This is a genomic window from Bifidobacterium felsineum, assembly GCF_002802915.1.
GTDB lineage: Bacteria > Actinomycetota > Actinomycetes > Actinomycetales > Bifidobacteriaceae > Bifidobacterium > Bifidobacterium felsineum.
The window spans coordinates 149022-166300 of record NZ_PEBJ01000005.1 but is presented as its reverse complement, the minus strand read 5'-3'; the positions used below and the strand labels follow the sequence as shown (position 1 = coordinate 166300).

General features: G+C 56.5%; 13 protein-coding genes. 7 read left to right on the top strand and 6 right to left on the bottom strand.

Features of this window, described 5'->3' with window-relative positions; genetic code table 11:
- Nucleotides 1-170 precede the first annotated feature (170 nt).
- Complete coding sequence (locus CSQ86_RS09010; protein ID WP_100494793.1) at nucleotides 171-422, top strand: hypothetical protein; 252 nt, start codon at nucleotides 171-173, stop codon at nucleotides 420-422.
- 57 nt (nucleotides 423-479) lie between these two features.
- On the opposite strand, the gene CSQ86_RS09005 is transcribed toward CSQ86_RS09010, so the two are convergent.
- The 4 genes from CSQ86_RS09005 to CSQ86_RS08990 form a co-directional block, all read right to left on the bottom strand.
- On the bottom strand, nucleotides 480-2804 hold the full coding sequence (locus CSQ86_RS09005) for a YhgE/Pip domain-containing protein (protein ID WP_100494792.1): 2325 nt from the start codon (nucleotides 2802-2804) through the stop codon (nucleotides 480-482).
- Nucleotides 2801-5485, bottom strand: a complete 2685-nt coding sequence (locus tag CSQ86_RS09000; RefSeq protein ID WP_100494791.1) for a YhgE/Pip domain-containing protein — start codon at nucleotides 5483-5485, stop codon at nucleotides 2801-2803. Before CSQ86_RS09000 ends, CSQ86_RS09005 begins: the two co-directional genes overlap by 4 nt.
- 14 nt (nucleotides 5486-5499) lie before the next feature.
- Complete coding sequence (locus tag CSQ86_RS08995; protein WP_100494790.1) at nucleotides 5500-6273, bottom strand: nitroreductase family protein; 774 nt, start codon at nucleotides 6271-6273, stop codon at nucleotides 5500-5502.
- 61 nt (nucleotides 6274-6334) lie between these two features.
- Nucleotides 6335-6715 carry a DUF4235 domain-containing protein gene (locus CSQ86_RS08990; protein ID WP_100494789.1) on the bottom strand — a complete coding sequence of 127 codons (381 nt, stop codon included), beginning with the start codon at nucleotides 6713-6715 and terminating at the stop codon, nucleotides 6335-6337.
- A gap of 81 nt (nucleotides 6716-6796) precedes the next feature.
- On the opposite strand from CSQ86_RS08990, the gene CSQ86_RS08985 reads away from it, so the two are divergent.
- Nucleotides 6797-7510 carry a histidine phosphatase family protein gene (locus CSQ86_RS08985; RefSeq protein WP_165773830.1) on the top strand — a complete coding sequence of 238 codons (714 nt, stop codon included), beginning with the start codon at nucleotides 6797-6799 and terminating at the stop codon, nucleotides 7508-7510.
- A gap of 434 nt (nucleotides 7511-7944) precedes the next feature.
- Nucleotides 7945-9291, top strand: coding sequence for an ABC transporter substrate-binding protein (locus CSQ86_RS08980; RefSeq protein ID WP_100494788.1), 1347 nt, complete (start codon nucleotides 7945-7947; stop codon nucleotides 9289-9291).
- Between the two features lie 377 nt (nucleotides 9292-9668).
- Here CSQ86_RS08980 and CSQ86_RS08975 read toward each other — a convergent pair whose 3' ends face one another.
- Nucleotides 9669-10685 (bottom strand): LacI family DNA-binding transcriptional regulator, encoded by a 1017-nt coding sequence (locus tag CSQ86_RS08975; RefSeq protein WP_100494787.1) that lies wholly within the window; start codon nucleotides 10683-10685, stop codon nucleotides 9669-9671.
- A 367-nt stretch (nucleotides 10686-11052) separates the two neighbouring features.
- Here CSQ86_RS08975 and CSQ86_RS08970 point away from each other — a divergent pair, with 367 nt between their 5' ends.
- The 3 genes from CSQ86_RS08970 to CSQ86_RS08960 all read left to right on the top strand — a co-directional run bounded on the left by CSQ86_RS08970 (nucleotide 11053) and on the right by CSQ86_RS08960 (nucleotide 13707).
- Nucleotides 11053-11907: a carbohydrate ABC transporter permease gene (locus tag CSQ86_RS08970; RefSeq protein ID WP_165773829.1), complete on the top strand. Its 855-nt coding sequence runs from the start codon at nucleotides 11053-11055 to the stop codon at nucleotides 11905-11907.
- A complete protein-coding gene (locus tag CSQ86_RS08965; RefSeq protein WP_100494785.1) occupies nucleotides 11907-12749 on the top strand; it encodes a carbohydrate ABC transporter permease in 843 nt (280 codons plus the stop codon). The genes CSQ86_RS08970 and CSQ86_RS08965 overlap by 1 nt, the downstream gene beginning before the upstream one ends.
- Nucleotides 12750-13101: 352 nt before the next feature.
- Nucleotides 13102-13707, top strand: a complete 606-nt coding sequence (locus tag CSQ86_RS08960; protein WP_100494784.1) for a DUF624 domain-containing protein — start codon at nucleotides 13102-13104, stop codon at nucleotides 13705-13707.
- A 77-nt stretch (nucleotides 13708-13784) separates the two neighbouring features.
- Here the strand turns inward: CSQ86_RS08960 and CSQ86_RS08955 are convergent, their stop codons facing one another.
- Nucleotides 13785-15263 (bottom strand): amino acid permease, encoded by a 1479-nt coding sequence (locus tag CSQ86_RS08955; protein WP_100494783.1) that lies wholly within the window; start codon nucleotides 15261-15263, stop codon nucleotides 13785-13787.
- Between the two features lie 294 nt (nucleotides 15264-15557).
- On the opposite strand from CSQ86_RS08955, the gene CSQ86_RS08950 reads away from it, so the two are divergent.
- A complete protein-coding gene (locus CSQ86_RS08950) occupies nucleotides 15558-17102 on the top strand; it encodes an amino acid permease (RefSeq protein ID WP_100494810.1) in 1545 nt (514 codons plus the stop codon).
- Nucleotides 17103-17279: the final 177 nt, after the last annotated feature.

Sequence of the window (17279 nt, the reverse complement as noted above, 5' to 3'; positions counted from 1 at the left end):
AGTGTGGGAGAGTAGCACACCGCCGCATACACACGTAACGAGGCCCGGTAGAGCACACGCTCCCGGGCCTCAACCATATCTAGACACATATTCGTCCACGTGGTTCACGAACCACAAATGCACAAATACTCTTTTATATGTCAATGCGTTCTTTACACTAAGAGATTGCTATGCATTACTTCACACCTAAGCGCTGCGCGACTTCGAATAAAATCATGTACCACGACAAGGTACAGGCGCAGCGTGCCGCCGATCAAAGCTTTATTGAGCGTGGGGCAGAACTTTGGGTGTATCGCTGCGAATACTGCAATTGCTGGCATCTGACCCATCGCGATCCACAACTCAGTTATCGGCATGTGGCGCTCAATCAAGAATTAAAGCCTCACAGCCGCAAACGCGGCTATAAGCCTCGCCGTCGCTAGCCGCGCACTGATCACGGGTTTCTCGCCAAACCTGGTGCGTCACGCGCCAACCAAGCCTTACATCACCTTCGTGCTTTCCAGATTGCGAATAATCCAATCATTAAGTCGTATCACCGGCTTGCGGAGCATCAGGCCAAGAAGCAGCGAAGGAATCAGGAACAGCGCAAGCTTACCCATATCAATCCAGTATTCCCAACCATATGAGCCGGCCATAGCCGAATGCATAGCGTCCACGCCATAGGGGAAGAGCAGCCAACGCGACACCACTTGGAAGAATGGAGGCAACGTCTCAATGGGGAACGTGCCGCCGGAACCGGCCACCTGCATCACCAGCAGCACCACGGCGATGGCCTTGCCGATATCGCCGAATGAAACGGTCAGCGTATACACGATATTCGAGAACACGAGTGCTGCCAGCCATCCGACCATCAGGAACTGGATGGGATGCTCACATTGCACACCGAGATAGAACAGGTCGCCCAAGCACACCAGAGTGCCCTGCAGCAGTGCGAGGAAGCAGAAGATCATATAGCGGCCGAAATACTCATGATGCAGGTGCATGCCGAATTGCCGTGCATTACCAGGAGACTCAGCGCGAGGCTTTTTCAGCACATCCAGTGCGGCTCCCGGGCCAGCTTCACGGCCGGCGATAACCGCCTCGCGAATGCCTACAGCCGTGCCCAGCGGAAGTTCATTGCCGAGGCCGAGAATCTTGGCCTTCTCATGATCGGAAATGGAGACCTTCAGCATGGCCACCAAAATAATCGCTCCCACCCAAATGGACAGGATCGTGTAGAACGGTGCCATTGCCGAGCCGTAATTAGCCATCGGATACAACGGAATACGATCGACCGACACCGGAGCAGACAGCATCGAAGCAATAGCGTTCGGATCTGCCGAAACCAGGCTGGAGAGATCAGCGGTACCATCTTTGGCCAAGGAATTGAGCTTGTCTGTAAGCGTATCCAGCTTTGTTGCCGAATGCCTGAGTGCTGTCGAAGCGGTGCCCAAGGACGTGCGAATATCCGTGATGCTGCTGGAAATGCCGCCGGATAGACCGGAAACGCTATGCACTGTGGTGGTGAGCCCATCGATAACCGTACTGGTTTGCGAGGCTACGTCATCGATGGAAGCGGTCAGCGCGTTGAGCTGAGGCTGCAACGTGTGCTGGTAGGTTTCGGAAGCCTGGGCAATGGATTGGCGAGCCTGATTGATTTCGCTGTTCAGCTTATTCTTGGTATCTGCGACTGAAGCAGTGCCATCCGTAATGTTTTTCGCGGCGGTACCAAGGTCATTTGCCGCGGTCTGCAACTTGTCTTGTGTCTGCCGGGCTTGTGCCGCCGCCTTGGTCAGCGCATCCTTGACCGCTTGGAGATTGCTGGAATCGGCCAAAGATTGCAGTGCATCCGCGTATTTGCCGAAAGCGTCAGTTTGCTTCTGCACTTGCGATTGCATGTCGGTCAAGGTCGCCGCCACTTGCGAGGACTGCGCATTGGCATCCTGGAACGCGGCGTCGATACGTTTGCTGATGGAGCCATATGCCGCATCGGCTTGCTGCAATGCCGTGCCCACGCCGGTTGCGGCACCGGATAGGGCGTTGCCGAGATTGCTGACGCCGGACTTGGCCTGTTTCATCGCTTTCTTGGCGTCAGCGGCAGCCGAACCTGTGGAACCTAACAGTTGGTCGTTCGACGCGATGATACTGTCCGCAGCGCCCAGCAGGCCGGAATACGAGTCGATTTGCGAGGCCGCGCCATTGAGCTTGGACGACATGGCCGTCAGATGCGTGGTGGCATTGCTGACATACTGCGCCATTTCAGGACTTTGCGCATATTTGGCCATATTGGAGGCCATGTTCAACGCCACGCTCGACAGTGTCTTCACGAAGGTGCGATCGATGGTAGCTGCCACGGTGTTGGCACCCTCATCCGTGATATGTGGGGCGATTGGGTTGATTTTCTCGTTGAGATAGTATTCCAGTTTCGCGTGGGTGATCTTCGGCGAGAACAGCGTCATCATATCCGCGCTGAAGCTTTTCGGGATCACCAGTGCGGCATAATATTCGCCGGAATTCACTCCATCGATGGCTTTGCTGCGATCCACGAACTGCCAATCCAAATCATGGTTGGCACGAAGAGCATTGGTCACGGTTTCGCCCACATTGATCGGCAACGGAACAAGATCGGACTTGTATCCCTTATCCGTGTTGGCCACCGCCACCTTCAATGCTTTGGTATTGCCGTATGGATTCCAGCTGGCGGCGATGTTGTACCACGCGTAGAGCGCCGGCACAATCACCAGGCCCACGGTCACCACGACTGCGATCACATTGCGTGTGGCTTGGCGCAGGTCGCGGGTGAAAAGCTTCCAAATCAGTTTCATCGTGCGCTCCTTCCGCCATCATGGTTGGGGAACGATAGGGGCATGAGTTGTTGTGTGGTTTCAGCGATGTCCGGATCGGAATCGGTTTGCGCGTGCTTGCCGTGTTCGCCGTGTTCGCGGAAGCGCCGCCAGACATACCCGTTCAGCATGACGTCGCGGAATTCGTCGGCGTTCATCGCACTGACGCCGATCTGCATCGCATAGCTTTCGCGCGTGTATTCCACTACGATTAGATATGCGTCGATAAGAATGATCGACAGAATCCAACAGGTCAGCATCGCGATTTTCGCGCGCGTGACGAACAGCAGGATCAGGAATACGAACGGCAGCACGGTGAGCAAAACCAGACCGGCCATAATCATCAGCGGGTATCGGGCGAAGAAGCGATGCGCTCGCCGAGTGATGAACGTGCGCAGTTCCTTGCTGTCTGATGCCGTACGGAACACGGCGGTCAGGCTTACATGCTCATTGACCATGCTGTTGTGCTCGGTGATCATCAGATCCGTGTCACCCAGGCGCCGATCGAACAATGCGTTGAGATTGATGGCATACCGGCGTACGACGATGCCGATAAACAGTGCGGCCGGCACATACCAGGACAGATGCATCATATCGAGCCAGTAATGATTTGCATACGTGCCGGCAATCGGCCCGCGCATGGCATTGATGCCATAGGTAAACGGCAGCCAGGGATGCAGATCACGGAAGAATTCAGGCATCATTTCAATCGGATACAGGCCTGAAGCGCCAGGAATCTGCACGATGACCAGAATCACGGCGACTGCTTTGCCGATATGGCGGAACGCCACAGCCAGCGCATAGATGATGTTGATGTAGACGAACGAGCAGAAGACGCCTGCCAACACGAACAGCAGCGGATGCTCACACTGGATGCCCAGTACCAGATCGCCGATGGTGGCGATGATCGCCTGCAGAAAACCGACGGTGATCAGGAGCATCCAACGCCCTAGATACGCCTTCGTGGAGGTCAGATGTTTGATGGATTCCCGGTCCACCTCCAGCTTGTAGATGGCGATGAGCACGAATCCACCCACCCACAACGCCAGGTTCGTGTAGAACGGAGTCACGGCCGAACCATAATTATCTGTTGGATACACCACTTTGGTCACCAGATTGACCGGCTGTCCCATGAATTTGCCGAATTCCTTGTCGTCCAAGTGCAAGGTGTCCGCGATTTTGCGGTAGGCGGCGGAACTATCCAACGCTCCGATATCCGTGCGCACGGTGCGCACATCGTCGGCAAGCTGCGTCAACGATTGCTTGGTGCCGTCAATGGTGGTTTTGGTCTGGTCAATGGTGCTGGACAGTTGCTGGAACAATCCGTCGGCCTGATTGAGGGTGCCGGTGAGCGATACCAGCGTGCCGTCCAAAGTGCCGTTCAGTGCGGCGAAACTGTTGAGCGACGCGCTGAGATTCGGCATGATGGTCCCGGTAAGGGATTGTCTTGCTTGGCTCAATGCGGCAAGGCCTCCGGTGGCTGCGGTGCCCATTGCGCCGGAAAGCTGCCCGGCCGCATCTTTGCCGGAGCCGATGAACTTCGAAGCGTTTGTATGGAAATCCTTGATTTGCGCCTGCTGATGGCTGATGACGCCGTCCAACGTGTTGATTTGCTGCCAAATGCGCTGGCCGAGCGGATCGGTGGTGTGTTCGTCGAGGCCGGCTTGGCGCAGTGCGTCTTTGACGTTGTCCAATGAGGTCTGCGTGCGGTCGAGCGGTGCGTTCAGCGCATTGGTGATGGAATCCACGGAATTCTGCGCGGAATTGAACGACCCGATGATGGTGCCGGATGCCGTGTTCACATCGACGGCCAGACCGGATAGTTGTGCTGAACTGGTGTCCAATGCGCCCACCAGCGTGGTGGAAAAGGCCTGGGAGCCGTTTTGCGCTTCGCTCAGTAATGTGCCCGACTGCTGTGAGGCTTTGCGCGCACTGGCGATGGCGCTTTTCAGAGAGGTTGCGGTCTGCGTGGCGCTGGCGATGGTGCCATCCGCCTGGTCAAGCGTGGACGCGAGATCGGTAAGCGCCTTATTGACGCCATCGATCGTGCTGAGCACGGTGTTCAAATCACCGACGGCATCCTGTTGCGTGGATTCGGTGGCGTTGCCCAGCTCACCGCCCGCTTTGGAGATGGCGGACGCCACGGTGTTGCCTACCGTGGTTACGAATGTGGCGTTGATTTGCTCGTCGATGGTGGTGGCACCGGTATCGGTGATTTTCGGGGCGATCGCGTTCTTTTTCTCATTGACGTAATACCGGAGCTGGGGATGCTTCGCGGTTCCGGTGACGGAATCGACCAGGTTTTCGCTGAAATCCTTCGGCAATACGATGGCCGCGTAATACTGCCCGGTCTCCACGCCGTGAATGGCTTCGTCTTCGGTGCCGACGAAACGCCAGCCAAGCTGATGATTGGTTTTCAGTTTGGCCACTACCTGTTTGCCGGCGTTGAGCTTGCCGACGAGTTCGTTGGAGGTGCCGCGATCCTCATTGGCCACCGCCACCTGCAGATTGCCGGTGGCGGAATATGGATCCCAATTGGCCAGAATGTTGAACCACGCGTACAGCGAGGGGATGATGGCGACGCCCAGTGTGACCACGACAGCCACGGGATTGCGCAGAATGCGCAGTACATCGCGCTGGAATATGCGCCAAACCGTCCTCATATGCGTTGGCTTGCTTACTTATCCAGCTCGAAGCCTTGTGCCGCCGCCTTGTCGAGCAGCGTCTTGCCGCTGACATCCTGGCCGCTCACCGTGGCGATCTGGTCGCTGAACGCATCCACAGGGCGGTCGGCCTGACGCAGGTCGTAGTACTGGTGCACTTCCGCATCGAAATCGTCGAGCGCGGTGAGCGTATCGGTATCAGCGCCATCGGCGGGATACGCATTCTCGAAGAACTGCATCTCGCGCGGCATACGCGGCTTCAACGCCGGCTCCTGGTCGGGCTTGCCGATAGCCAAGCCCAGCACCGGATACGTGTACTTCGGCAGCTTCAGTGTGTCGATTACACCCGGAATATCGTTCAAAATCGAACCCAGGATCACGCAGCCGAGCCCCAGCGAATATGCGGCGGTTTCCATGGCATGCAGCGCCAGCACGGCGTCGTTCTGCGCCTGGGTGAAGCGATAGCTGTACTTCAGATGGAATGCGTCGGAGTCGGGGTCGATGCCCTTGCGCTCGGCGATGCGCGCGTTGCGATGCTCATCGATGACGAACACATACAGCAGTGGAGCGGTGGCGATATACGCCTGATGGCCGAATTCAGCCATCTTGGCCTTCACGGCCGGATCGGTGATGCGGATGGCGGACCAGTCGTTCAGGAACTGGCTGGAAGCGGCATGCTGGGCGACGGTTTCAAGAGTGGCGACGGTATCGGCGTCGATGGCCTCATCCTTGAACTTGCGGATGGAGCGGCGGTTTAACAGCGTTTCAATAGTGGAGTTTGTAGCCATACCTGTATTCTTGCATGCCATCGCCATGGGCAGAATGCCGGTGTTCTCAGGGCGAACTGGTCTACTTGCCCTTGGCTTTGCGGTGTCTGCGCTCGACGAACGCCTGGGAACCGCGGTCGGAAAGCTGGGAGACCACAGCGCCGAATGCGGCGGAAACGGCTGCGAATGCCAAGCTCAGGAGCAGCCCCTGTGGAGCATCCGCGGCCAATCCTTTACGCAGATTGCGATGTGCGACGCCGTGATTCCATACGGTTTGGAATGCCTTGCCCGCAATCAGACCGGTGAGCGCCGGTACTGCGGACTTGATAAACTTATCGCCCAAGGAATCCGGGTCGTTCAGCCTGTGCTCGCGTGCGGCGTTGACCGCATCATCAATATGATGCAGACCCTCAATCATCTGATCGGCCTCGCCGGACAATGCGGAGTTCGTTTCATCGCTCATGACTATCAGTCTAAATCACAGAATCATAAAAGGTGTGTGGCGTGGGTGGAGTCTGAGCCTTTCGCAGACTACAGTGGAGGCATGAGCGAACACAATGGAAATAGCACAGTCGCTGTTGATTCGTCTCGTGGTGGAGCAGGTTTTTTGGTGTTGCTTCGCCATGGGCAGACCGTTTGGAGTGAGTCCGGGCAGCATACCGGTCGCACGGACATCCCTTTGACCGAGACCGGCCGTCAACAGGCGGTGGATGCCGGTCGTCGTTTGCGTGAAATCTTCCCGGCTGGATTCGCGCCGGATTGTGTGTTTTCAAGCCCTCTGAAGCGTGCGCGTCAGACGGCTGAGTTGGCTGGCTTCGAGCATTGCGGTGTGCTTGATGGCATCGCCGAATGGGATTATGGCCGTGCTGAGGGCCGCACCCGACAGCAGGTGAGCAAGGCCAGTGGATTCGACTGGGACATCTGGCGTGACGGGCCGCGCTCGCTGAGCGCCGATTTGGAGGGCGACTGGGTGGAGACGCTGCCGTCCGGCGAGAAGGTCCATGTGCATAACGGCGAGGGGGAGACCTTGGAAGAGGCGGCCGCCCGCGCGAAGAGTGCCATCGATGAGGTGCTGCCGCTGTTGCGTTCGGGCAATAATGTGCTGTTGGTGGCGCACGCTCATATCCTGCGTATTCTGACGTCGCAATGGCTGGGCGTGGACCCGCACTTCGCGCGTCTGCTGCGCCTCGATACCGCGCATTATTCGATTTTGAGCGTCTACAAGGGCGATTATGTGATTGAGCGGTGGAACGCCTGAGACGTGTTGTCTGAGCCATTGGCCGTTTGGCGGCGCTCATAATGGTGTTTGGGGAAGCCCGCTGCAATGGCGGGCTTTTTTATGTTTGAGATGTTTTATATGTGATTGTTCCGCTGTGATTGCAAACGATAGCGGTAAATGCGTGGATTGGCGGTTTCGATAGTCAGTTTTTGATGATTTGTCTAAGCGCTGCCATTGTTTGCGCTCTCATTGATTGCGAACGCTTGCATTCCAAGCTGCTGTAATAAACCCTTGAAAAATTAGTATTTCTCCAGTAGTTGCATATCGGCTGAAGTTTACCGACGCGATTAAGGCGCGCCGGTAATGCCATCGTTTGCAAAAAGAAGCAAACCGTTGCACAATAGTGCATGTCGATAGTTGTGAAGGTGCTGCTAACGGCATTGCTTCTAACCGGAACCCGATTGGAAGCCTCGATGAAAGAGAAAGGTTCGAAGATGAATCGCACTATTAAGTCTGCGGTTGCAGTAGCGGCTATTGCTGCAATGTCTCTGGGTACTTTGGCCGCCTGCGGAAGCTCCACTTCCGGTGATGACGCCAAGGGTAAGGTCTACTACCTGAACTTCAAGCCGGAGGCTGCTGACCAGTGGGTCGCTCTGGCCAAGGAATACACCAAGGAAAAGGGCGTCGAAGTCAAGGTGCAGACCGCTGCATCCGGTACTTACGAGCAGACCCTGAAGTCCGAAATCGCCAAGACCGAAGCCCCCACCCTGTTCCAGGTCAACGGCCCGGTCGGCTACCAGAACTGGAAGCGCTACACCGCTGATCTTTCGAACACCGATATTTACAAGGAGCTTACCAACCAGGATGTGGCGCTGAAGGATGGCGACAAGGTCGTCGGCGTGCCGTACGTGATGGAAACCTACGGCCTGATCTACAACAAGGACATCCTCAACAAGTACTTCGCTCTGGACGGTGCCAAGGCCAAGTCCATCGACGAGATCGACAACTTCGATACGTTGAAGGCCGTGGCCGACGACATGCAGGCCCGCAAGGACGAGCTCGGCATCCAGGGTGCATTCACCTCCGCAGGCTTCGACTCCAGCTCCGACTGGCGCTTCAAGACCCACCTGGCCAACCTCCCGCTCTACTACGAGTTCCAGAAGGACAAGGTCACCGAGCAGCCGGCCACCATCAAGGGCACCTACCTGCCGAACTACAAGAAGATCTTCGACCTGTACATCACCGACTCCACCACCGACCGCACGCAGCTGAGCGCCAAGACCGGTGATGACGCCAACTCCGAGTTCGCACTCGGCGAGGCTGCCTTCTACCAGAACGGTACCTGGGCTTGGACCGACCTGCAGAAGGCCGGTATGAAGGCCGAATCCGTGGGCATGATGCCGATCTACATCGGCGTCAAGGGCGAGGAGAAGCAAGGCTTGGACACCGGTTCCGAGAACTACTGGTGCATCAACGACAAGGCGTCCGACGCCGACAAGAAGGCCACTGAGGACTTCCTCTCCTGGGTGATCACCTCCGACGCCGGCAAGAAGGCCCTCTCTCAGGACATGGGCTTCACCACCCCGTTCAAGACTTTCGATGATGTCAAGTCCGACAACCCGCTGACCGAAGCCGCTGTTGAGGATCAGAAGTCCGGCAAGACCCAGGTCTCCTGGAACTTCACCATGATGCCGTCTGAAGAGTGGAAGAACAAGGTTGGCCAGGCCCTGCTCGAGTACGCTCAGGGCACCGGCAGCTGGGACGCCGTGAAGACCGCCTTCGTGGACGGTTGGGCTTCCGAGTACGCAGCCTCTCACTGAGTCGCTGAGTGATTCCCCTCGAATCGCTCACAATCGCTCAATCCATAACTGAACAGGCGCGGCACCTTGTGCTTTTCCCTCCTTCGCATAGGGCGCCGCGCCATTCTTGTCGCTCTTACTCCACTTCATGTGTCTCCTTCTCCTTAACGTGTGGGCCCGCCGCTCTCTATGAACGGCGGGCCCACACGTATTCGTATTGTCGGGCAGAAGAGCCCGGCAGAAGACTGTAGGATTTCTAACGTTGACTGTAGGTTTTTGAACGAAAAACGTTGAAAATCCTACAGTCTTTGTTCAAAAACCTACAGTTAATGTTTGAACCCCTACAGTCAGTGTTCAAAAACCGTCAGTCGTGGAGATGATGACTCTCTTTTGTGCGTCTACTTAACGCGCGACGTTGACGCTCGGACTATAAGATGCGCCGGGCAGGTGACGAACGGCTGCTCGATGGGCTTTTCCTCGATAAGATCAAGCGTCATGTGGGCAGCCTTGCGGGCCATCGCCACCGGATCCTGGCGGATCGTGGTCAAGCCGATATCGTCGGTGTAGAAGCTGTCGTCATAGCCGATCAATGACACATCTCCAGGCACTGAGAAACCGTTGCGCTCCAGCTGGAACAGCAGCGGCAATGCAATGCCGTCCTCCTGGCAGGCGATGGCGGTGGGCATTTCGTCCAAGCTCATCAGCTGGGTGACCACATCGCTGATTTCGTAGCGGCCGTCGGCGTTGACCTTGCAGACGATGACCTGCGGCTCCACGCCTTCCTTGCGGCAGTGTTCGGTGAAGGCGTCGAATCGACTCTGCACCGAGAAACTCAGTGAGATCTCGCGATCGGTGCTGATGTACGCGATACGGCGATGTCCAAGATTGATCAGGTGACGGGCTGCCAACGTGGAGCCTTGTGCATCATCGATGTTGATGGCGGCGGTGAATCCGCGGGCCTGTGCGTCGACCGAATTGATGCCGACGATCGGCACATCCACCGAAGCAAGCTGCGCGATCTCATTGTTGTCGATGTCGAACGACACCACAATCACGGCGTCGGCATTGCGGCGCACGGGCAACATATCGAAGAATTCCTTACGCTCCTCGATACTGGAGACCTGGAAAATCGAAATATCGTAGCCCTCGGCGTGCAGCACTTCGTTGAGCCCCTCGATCACCGAAGCGGTGAACCATAGGCGGATATGCCCGCTCATCAGCACGGCGATGCGCAGCGATCGGCCGGACTTCAGCGCAGCCGCAGATCGGGACAGGGAGAAGTTGAGTTCGTCGGCGATGGCAAGCACGCGCTCGCGGGTCTTGGCCGAGACCAGATCGGGCCTGGTGAACGAGCGGGAGACGGTGGAGATGGAAACTCCGGCTTTGCGCGCGACGTCTTGAATGCTCGTGGACATATGGGCCCCTTTGCGTAATACAGCTCAATGCGAATCGATGTTTCCCAGTGTACATGCGATCCCGATGCGGAGCGGAGATGACAACGATTGTATTACAAACGTTTGCAATACTGTGTAATAGCATACAGAATGGCGGAAATAAGCCAATTTAAAGATTGAAAAGCAGGTTATTGATGATGCTTGGCAATGCAAAGAAACGCTGTAAATGACAACGTTTGACATGTAAGCGAATGGCCCTTACTATGTTCATAGGCTTGGACAAGGCGAAGGTGCGGAAGCGTCCCTCGCTTCGGTCAACGAGCTGGTATTGAGAAAGTGCCGCATCGACGCACGACGTAGTGCAGCGGGCTCAAGGAGGAGGAAAGTCATGATCAGCATGGCTGGTAAGGCGATACGCAGATGGTGGGCGCTGTTCGCGCTGCCGACGTTCGCCGCATTCATCATCGGATTTTTGGTTCCGTTTATCATGGGCGTGTACCTGAGCTTCTGCGAGTTCACCACGGTGACCGATGGAGAATTCGTGGGGCTGAAGAACTACACCAAGGCGTTGAAGGATCCGGAATTCCTGCATGCGCTCGGGTTCTCCACCGCGTTCACCATCGTGACCACCATCGTGATCAATGTGGTCGCATTCGCAATCGCCTACATGCTGACCAAAGCCATCAAAGGCTCCACGCTCTTCCGTTCAGTGTTCTTCATGCCGAACCTCATCGGTGGCATCATCCTGGGCTACATCTGGCTGCTGCTCCTGAACGGTGTGCTCGCCCACTGGGGCCGCGCCCTGACCTACAAGGCTACCTATGGCTTCTGGGGCTTGGTCATTCTGGTGTGCTGGCAGCAAATCGGCTACATGATGATCATCTACATCGCCGGTTTGCAGGCGCTGCCGACCGACGTGCTTGAGGCGGCTGCCGTGGACGGCGCGAACGGCACCCAGACCATGTTCCGCATCATCATCCCGTTGATGATGCCGTCCATTACCGTGTGCTCCTTCCTGACCGTGACCAACGGTTTCAAGCTCTACGATCAGAACCTCGCATTGACCAATGGTGCACCGAGCAACATGTCTGAAGGCCTGGCATTGAACATCACCCGTACCTTCTACGGCCGCATGGGTTGGGAAGGCGTCGGCCAGGCGAAGGCCGTGCTGTTCTTCATCCTGGTGGCGATCATCGCACTTATTCAGAACAAGCTCACCACGAGCAAGGAGGTGGCAGCCTGATGAACGAGAACAAGCCTGTGAAGCATGGTCCGGTATGGACTGCGCTATTCGCCGTTGTCTCCCTCTTCTGGATCTTCCCGATTGTTCTGGTGCTGATCAACTCCTTCAAGCAGAAGGCGTACATCTCCAAGAACGCATTCTCGCTGCCGACCGGCAAGGCGTTCGTTGGATTCGAGAACTACACACGTGGCGTTGAAACCACGCAGTTCTTCGCATCCTTCGGTTGGACCTTGCTCATCACCGTGGGCTCTGTGGTGCTGATTCTGGTGTGCACCTCGATGTGCGCGTGGTGGATCGTGCGCGTGAACAATTGGGCCGCCAAGCTGCTCTACACACTGTTCCTGTTCAACATGATCGTGCCGTTCCAGATGGTGATGTTCACCCTCTCCAAGATCGCCGACATGCTGAAGCTCAACACCCCGTGGGGCCTGTGCATCATCTACCTCGGTTTCGGTGCCGGCTTGGCCGTGTTCATCTTCACCGGTGTGATTAAGGGCATCCCGCAGGAGCTTGAGGAATCCGCCATGATCGATGGCGCATCCGTGCCGCGCATCTTCTTCCAGATCGTGGTGCCGATTATGAAGCCGTCGATTGTGTCCGTGGCTATCCTCGAAGCCATGTGGATCTGGAACGACTACCTGCTGCCGTACCTGACCCTCGACCTCGGCAAGTACAAGACCATCTCCGTGGCCGTGCAGTACCTGAAGGGCGGCTATGGTTCCGTGGATATGGGCGCCATGATGGCCTGCCTCGTCCTCGCCATCATCCCGATTATCGTCTTCTACCTCGTCTGCCAAAAGTACATCGTGAGCGGTGTTATGGCTGGAGCCGTAAAGGGTTAACGGCTGGTGCCGTTAACCCTTGGCTGGAAGCCCGGTGGGCTTCCAGCAGGCTCCAGCCTGATCTCGGCGGTAGTCGAGCGAAGGTAATATTGAGTCTCGCCGTAGGCGAGTCCGTAATTGCAGGGCCGAAGGCGGAGCTGTCAAGGGCTGAGCTAGGTCGCTAGCCGAGCGCAAGAAATTCGGGATGACAGAGACATCTTCCCGAATTTCTTGTAATGAGCGGCAGTCAGTGCAAAGAATTCGGGCGATAACCAGTAATTTCCGGAATTTCTTGCGCGTTGATGGTGTGGCGCAGGCGCATAGCGTCATAATGCAAAAGATGCATATTCCATAACGGTTACAAGGAGATCCAATGAACTGGCTTGCACCCGACTCCAAATTCATGCGGGCATGGGGCAATCTGGTCGATGGCGTGCTCATCAATCTCCTAATGCTGATTACCTCCATTCCCGTAATCACCATGGGGGCAGCGCTCGCAGCAGGGCAGGATGCAAGTCGCAAAGCCTTGGAGGGCGAAGGCAAAGGCGTAGCCGCTAATTACTTCAAGGCGTTCAAATCGAACTTCGCCAAAGCCACACTGTTGTGGCTGCCATTCTTGCTAGTGCTCATTGGTCTTGTTTATTCGTGGATTGTGCTGCAGATCACGCCGTTGCTGATTCCGAAGTTCGCGTTGAGCATCCTGTGGGTTATCGGCTTTGAATGGGTGTTCGCGTTGCAGGCTCGATTCGAGAATACTGTGATCGGCACATTGAAGAACGCCTTTATCTTCGGAATCTCCCACATTGTCGCCACGCTGATTCTGGTGGCTATCGATGCGGTATTCGTAGCGCTGCTAGCAGCCAGCTGGTTCTATATGCCCGGTGGCCTGTTTCTATTGGCAGTGCTCGGCTATGGTTCCATGCTGATGATTCATGTGCCCATCACCGAGCGCGTATTCAAACCGTATTTGGCTGCATAATCGCGCATTTTGTCTCGGTGGCTTTGCATCGGGCAATTTGCGCTACCGAGACAACAATAGGCGAGAATGAATGCCGACTACTTCTTAGCCTGCGTCAGCTGGTAAGCCACAAACAGGATGGCCAGCCAGATCACGCCGGCAATCACGGCTACGCGGTAGCTGGCGGAGAAGCACATCAGCACTACCACAAGCGCGAGGAACGCCAGCACGACCCACGGGGTCACTTTGGCGAACGGCAGCTTGAAGTGAATGGCGTCCAATGCCTCCTGGCCGGTCTTGCCGGCTAGCTCGGTATCCTCAGGAGCGCCGCCGGAGGCCACCACCTTGCGGAACTTCATCTCGGTGAACATGATCATCGTCCAGTTGATGATGCCGGCGATCGTGGCAATCGACATCAGGTAATTAAACGCGAACTCAGGCCAGACAAATACCACGACCACGGCGATTGCGGTGATCACGGCGGAAGTCAGCACGCCGGCGACCGGCACGCCTTTGGAATTCAGGCGGCCCAGGTAGGCGGGTGCGTTGCTCTGCTTGGCCAGCGAGTACAGCATGCGGGAGTTGGCATACAGGCCGGAGTTGTAAACGCTCATCACTGCGGTGAGACACACGAAGTTCAAAATGCCGGCCGCTGCGTGAATGCCCACGGAATCGAAGATCTGCACGAATGGGCTGGACTTGCCATCGATGGTGTTCCACGGTACTACGGCCATGATCACGCCGAGAGCGCCGATGTAGAAGACGAGGATTCGCCAGATGATGTCGTTAGTGGCACGCGGAATCGTAGTGCGTGGGTCTTCGGTTTCACCAGCGGTGATGCCAATCAGCTCAGTGCCGCCGAAGCTGAACATCACAACGACCAAAGCCATCAGCAGACCAGTCCAGGAGCCGTCGGAAGCACGGCCCATCAGACCGTTCGGGAAGAATCCGCCGCCCACAGTGAACCAGTTGGCGAAGCTTGCTTTGATGCCGGAAGCGGTGGGTAGCGCGAACACAATCACCGCGAGACCACCGAGAATCATCGCGATCACGGCAACGATTTTGATGATGGCGAACCAGAACTCGAATTCACCGAACTTGGAGACACCCAGCAGGTTTGCGGCGGTGATCAGCACGAGGAACACAGCAGCGGACACCCAGGTCGGGATGGCCGGGAACCAATAGTTCACGAAGCTGCCCACCACAGCGAGCTCGACCATGGACACCAGAATGTAGTTGAACCAGTAGTTCCAGCCGGAAATGAAGCCAGCGCGCTTGGACCAGTAACGGGTGGCGTAGTAGCTGAATGCGCCGGCTTTCGGATCTTCCACAGACATTTCCGAAAGCGCGCGCACAATCATGAAAATCGCCAGACCGCCGATCAGATAGGCCAGTAGAATGGACGGGCCAGCCAGCGCGATGGATTCGCTGGAGCCGTAGAACAGGCCAGTGCCGATGGCGCCACCGAGGGCGATCAGCTGGATATGGCGGTTCTTCAACGATTTACGCAGCGTGGCCGGCACTGGCACGTCGTCGGTTTCGCGCGGCTTGGTGCTGGGCGCATCATTCGTACTCATGATGATTCTCTGTTTCTCTCAGTTCTCAGTACTCGTGCAATTCGGCATTGTGATGTTGCCGAAATACGCAATGTGGGCCATTGTAGGCCGGTTTGTTACCGATTGCGGGGTTTCGCTCAAAAGTTCAATTTTGTAATTCGAAAATTGAACTTTTACGCATCGTCTACATATGTCAATATCGCTACTTGAACTCATGTATCGACCCAGTAAACAGCATGGTGGTACAGTTTGAACTTGCATTGAACAAGTGGGCGAGGCTGGAAAAGCCGGACGCCAGGAAGAGAAATGAACGGCATGGTCGAATCGAAAACAGCCGCCAGCAGCGGTACTACCAGCGCGGCAAACGCTCCGGGCAGCGGTTCTGGCGAGCTTAAATCTGTAGAAAGCTTGGATCACAACAATGAGATGGCTCGCGGCTTGAACAATCGCCACGTGCAGTTCATCGCGATCGGCGGCACCATCGGCACCGGCCTGTTCCTTGGTTCAGGCAAGTCAATCGCGTTGACCGGCCCGAGCATCGTGTTCGTGTACATCGGCGTGGGCATCATCATGTTCCTCCTGATGCGCGCGATTGGCGAGCTCATGTACCGTGACCCGAGCCAGCACACGTTCATCAACTTCATCACCCGTTACCTCGGCAATGGGTGGGGCAAATTCGCCGGATGGTCATACTGGATTGTGCTTGTGCTCATCGGCATGAGCGAGATCACAGCCGTCTCCACATATTTCATCACGTTCTTCGACACGTTCGGCATGGATCTGTCGCATTGGAAATGGCTCATTGAGCTGTGCTTCCTCGCGGCCCTCGTAACCATCAATTTGATTGCCGTCAAAGCGTTCGGCGAGGCTGAATTCTGGTTCTCGATGATCAAGATCACGCTGATTTGCGCGATGATCGCCACCGCTGTGGTGATGGTGGTGATCGGCTACCACTACGATGCCGTGCAAATCACCGGCCAGGACGGCGTCTCGCCCGCAGGCCACGCCGGCATCGACAACATCACCAATAACTTCTCGATTGCGCCGAACGGCTGGCTGAGCTTCCTGATGAGCTTCCAGATGGTGTTCTACGCCTACGAAATGATTGAATTCGTAGGCGTGACCGTCTCCGAAACGCAGAATCCGAGGAAGGTTCTGCCGAAGGCCGTGAACGAGATTATCATCCGCGTGCTCATCTTCTATGTGGGTGCGTTACTGGCCATTATGGCAATCGTGCCGTGGACCACGTTCAAGCCGAACAAGGACGGTTCCTTCGCGTCCCCGTTCATCATGGTGTTCCAGTACGCCGGCCTCAAGTGGGCTGCGGCGCTCGTGTTCTTCGTGGTAATCACCGCCGCATCCTCCGCTTTGAACTCGCTGCTCTACTCCGCCGGCCGCCACCTCTACCAGCTGGCCGCCGACTCCGAATCGCCGACATTCCAGAAGATTGGCGTGGTTTCCAAGCGCCAGGTTCCGGCACGCGCGATTTTGGTGTCCGCCGCGTTGATTCTGCTCTCGCCGATCATCAACTCGATTCCGGGCATCTCCAGCGCATTCGTGCTGTTCGCATCCGCCTCCAGCGCGGTGATCGTGTTCATCTACGTGCTCACGATGGTGGCGCATCGCAAGTACCGCCGCTCCGCCGACTTCATCGCCGACGGCTTCGTGATGCCGGCCTGGAAGGTGCTGAATACTGTGGCGATTGCGTTCTTCGTGTTCGTTTACTGCACGCTGTTCCTCGCGGATGATACGCGCGGTTCCGCCATCGCCGGCTTGGTATGGTTGGCGGTGTTCGGCGGCTACTGCCTGCTGCATGACCGCTTCCAGAACCGTGATTTGAAGGAAGCGTTGGGCAAGTAAGTCTGACTGGTCCGTTGTGCGGAAAACATAAAAAATCGGCTTCGCGCCTGTGCGCGGGCCGATTTTTTGTTGGTGATGATGCTGAACAGAACTATGTATCGCTCAATATTCAGGTGATTACTCAGCTATGTGCCGGGCGTGCGCTGATTGCTGCGTAGTTGAGCGCGCCATGCACCA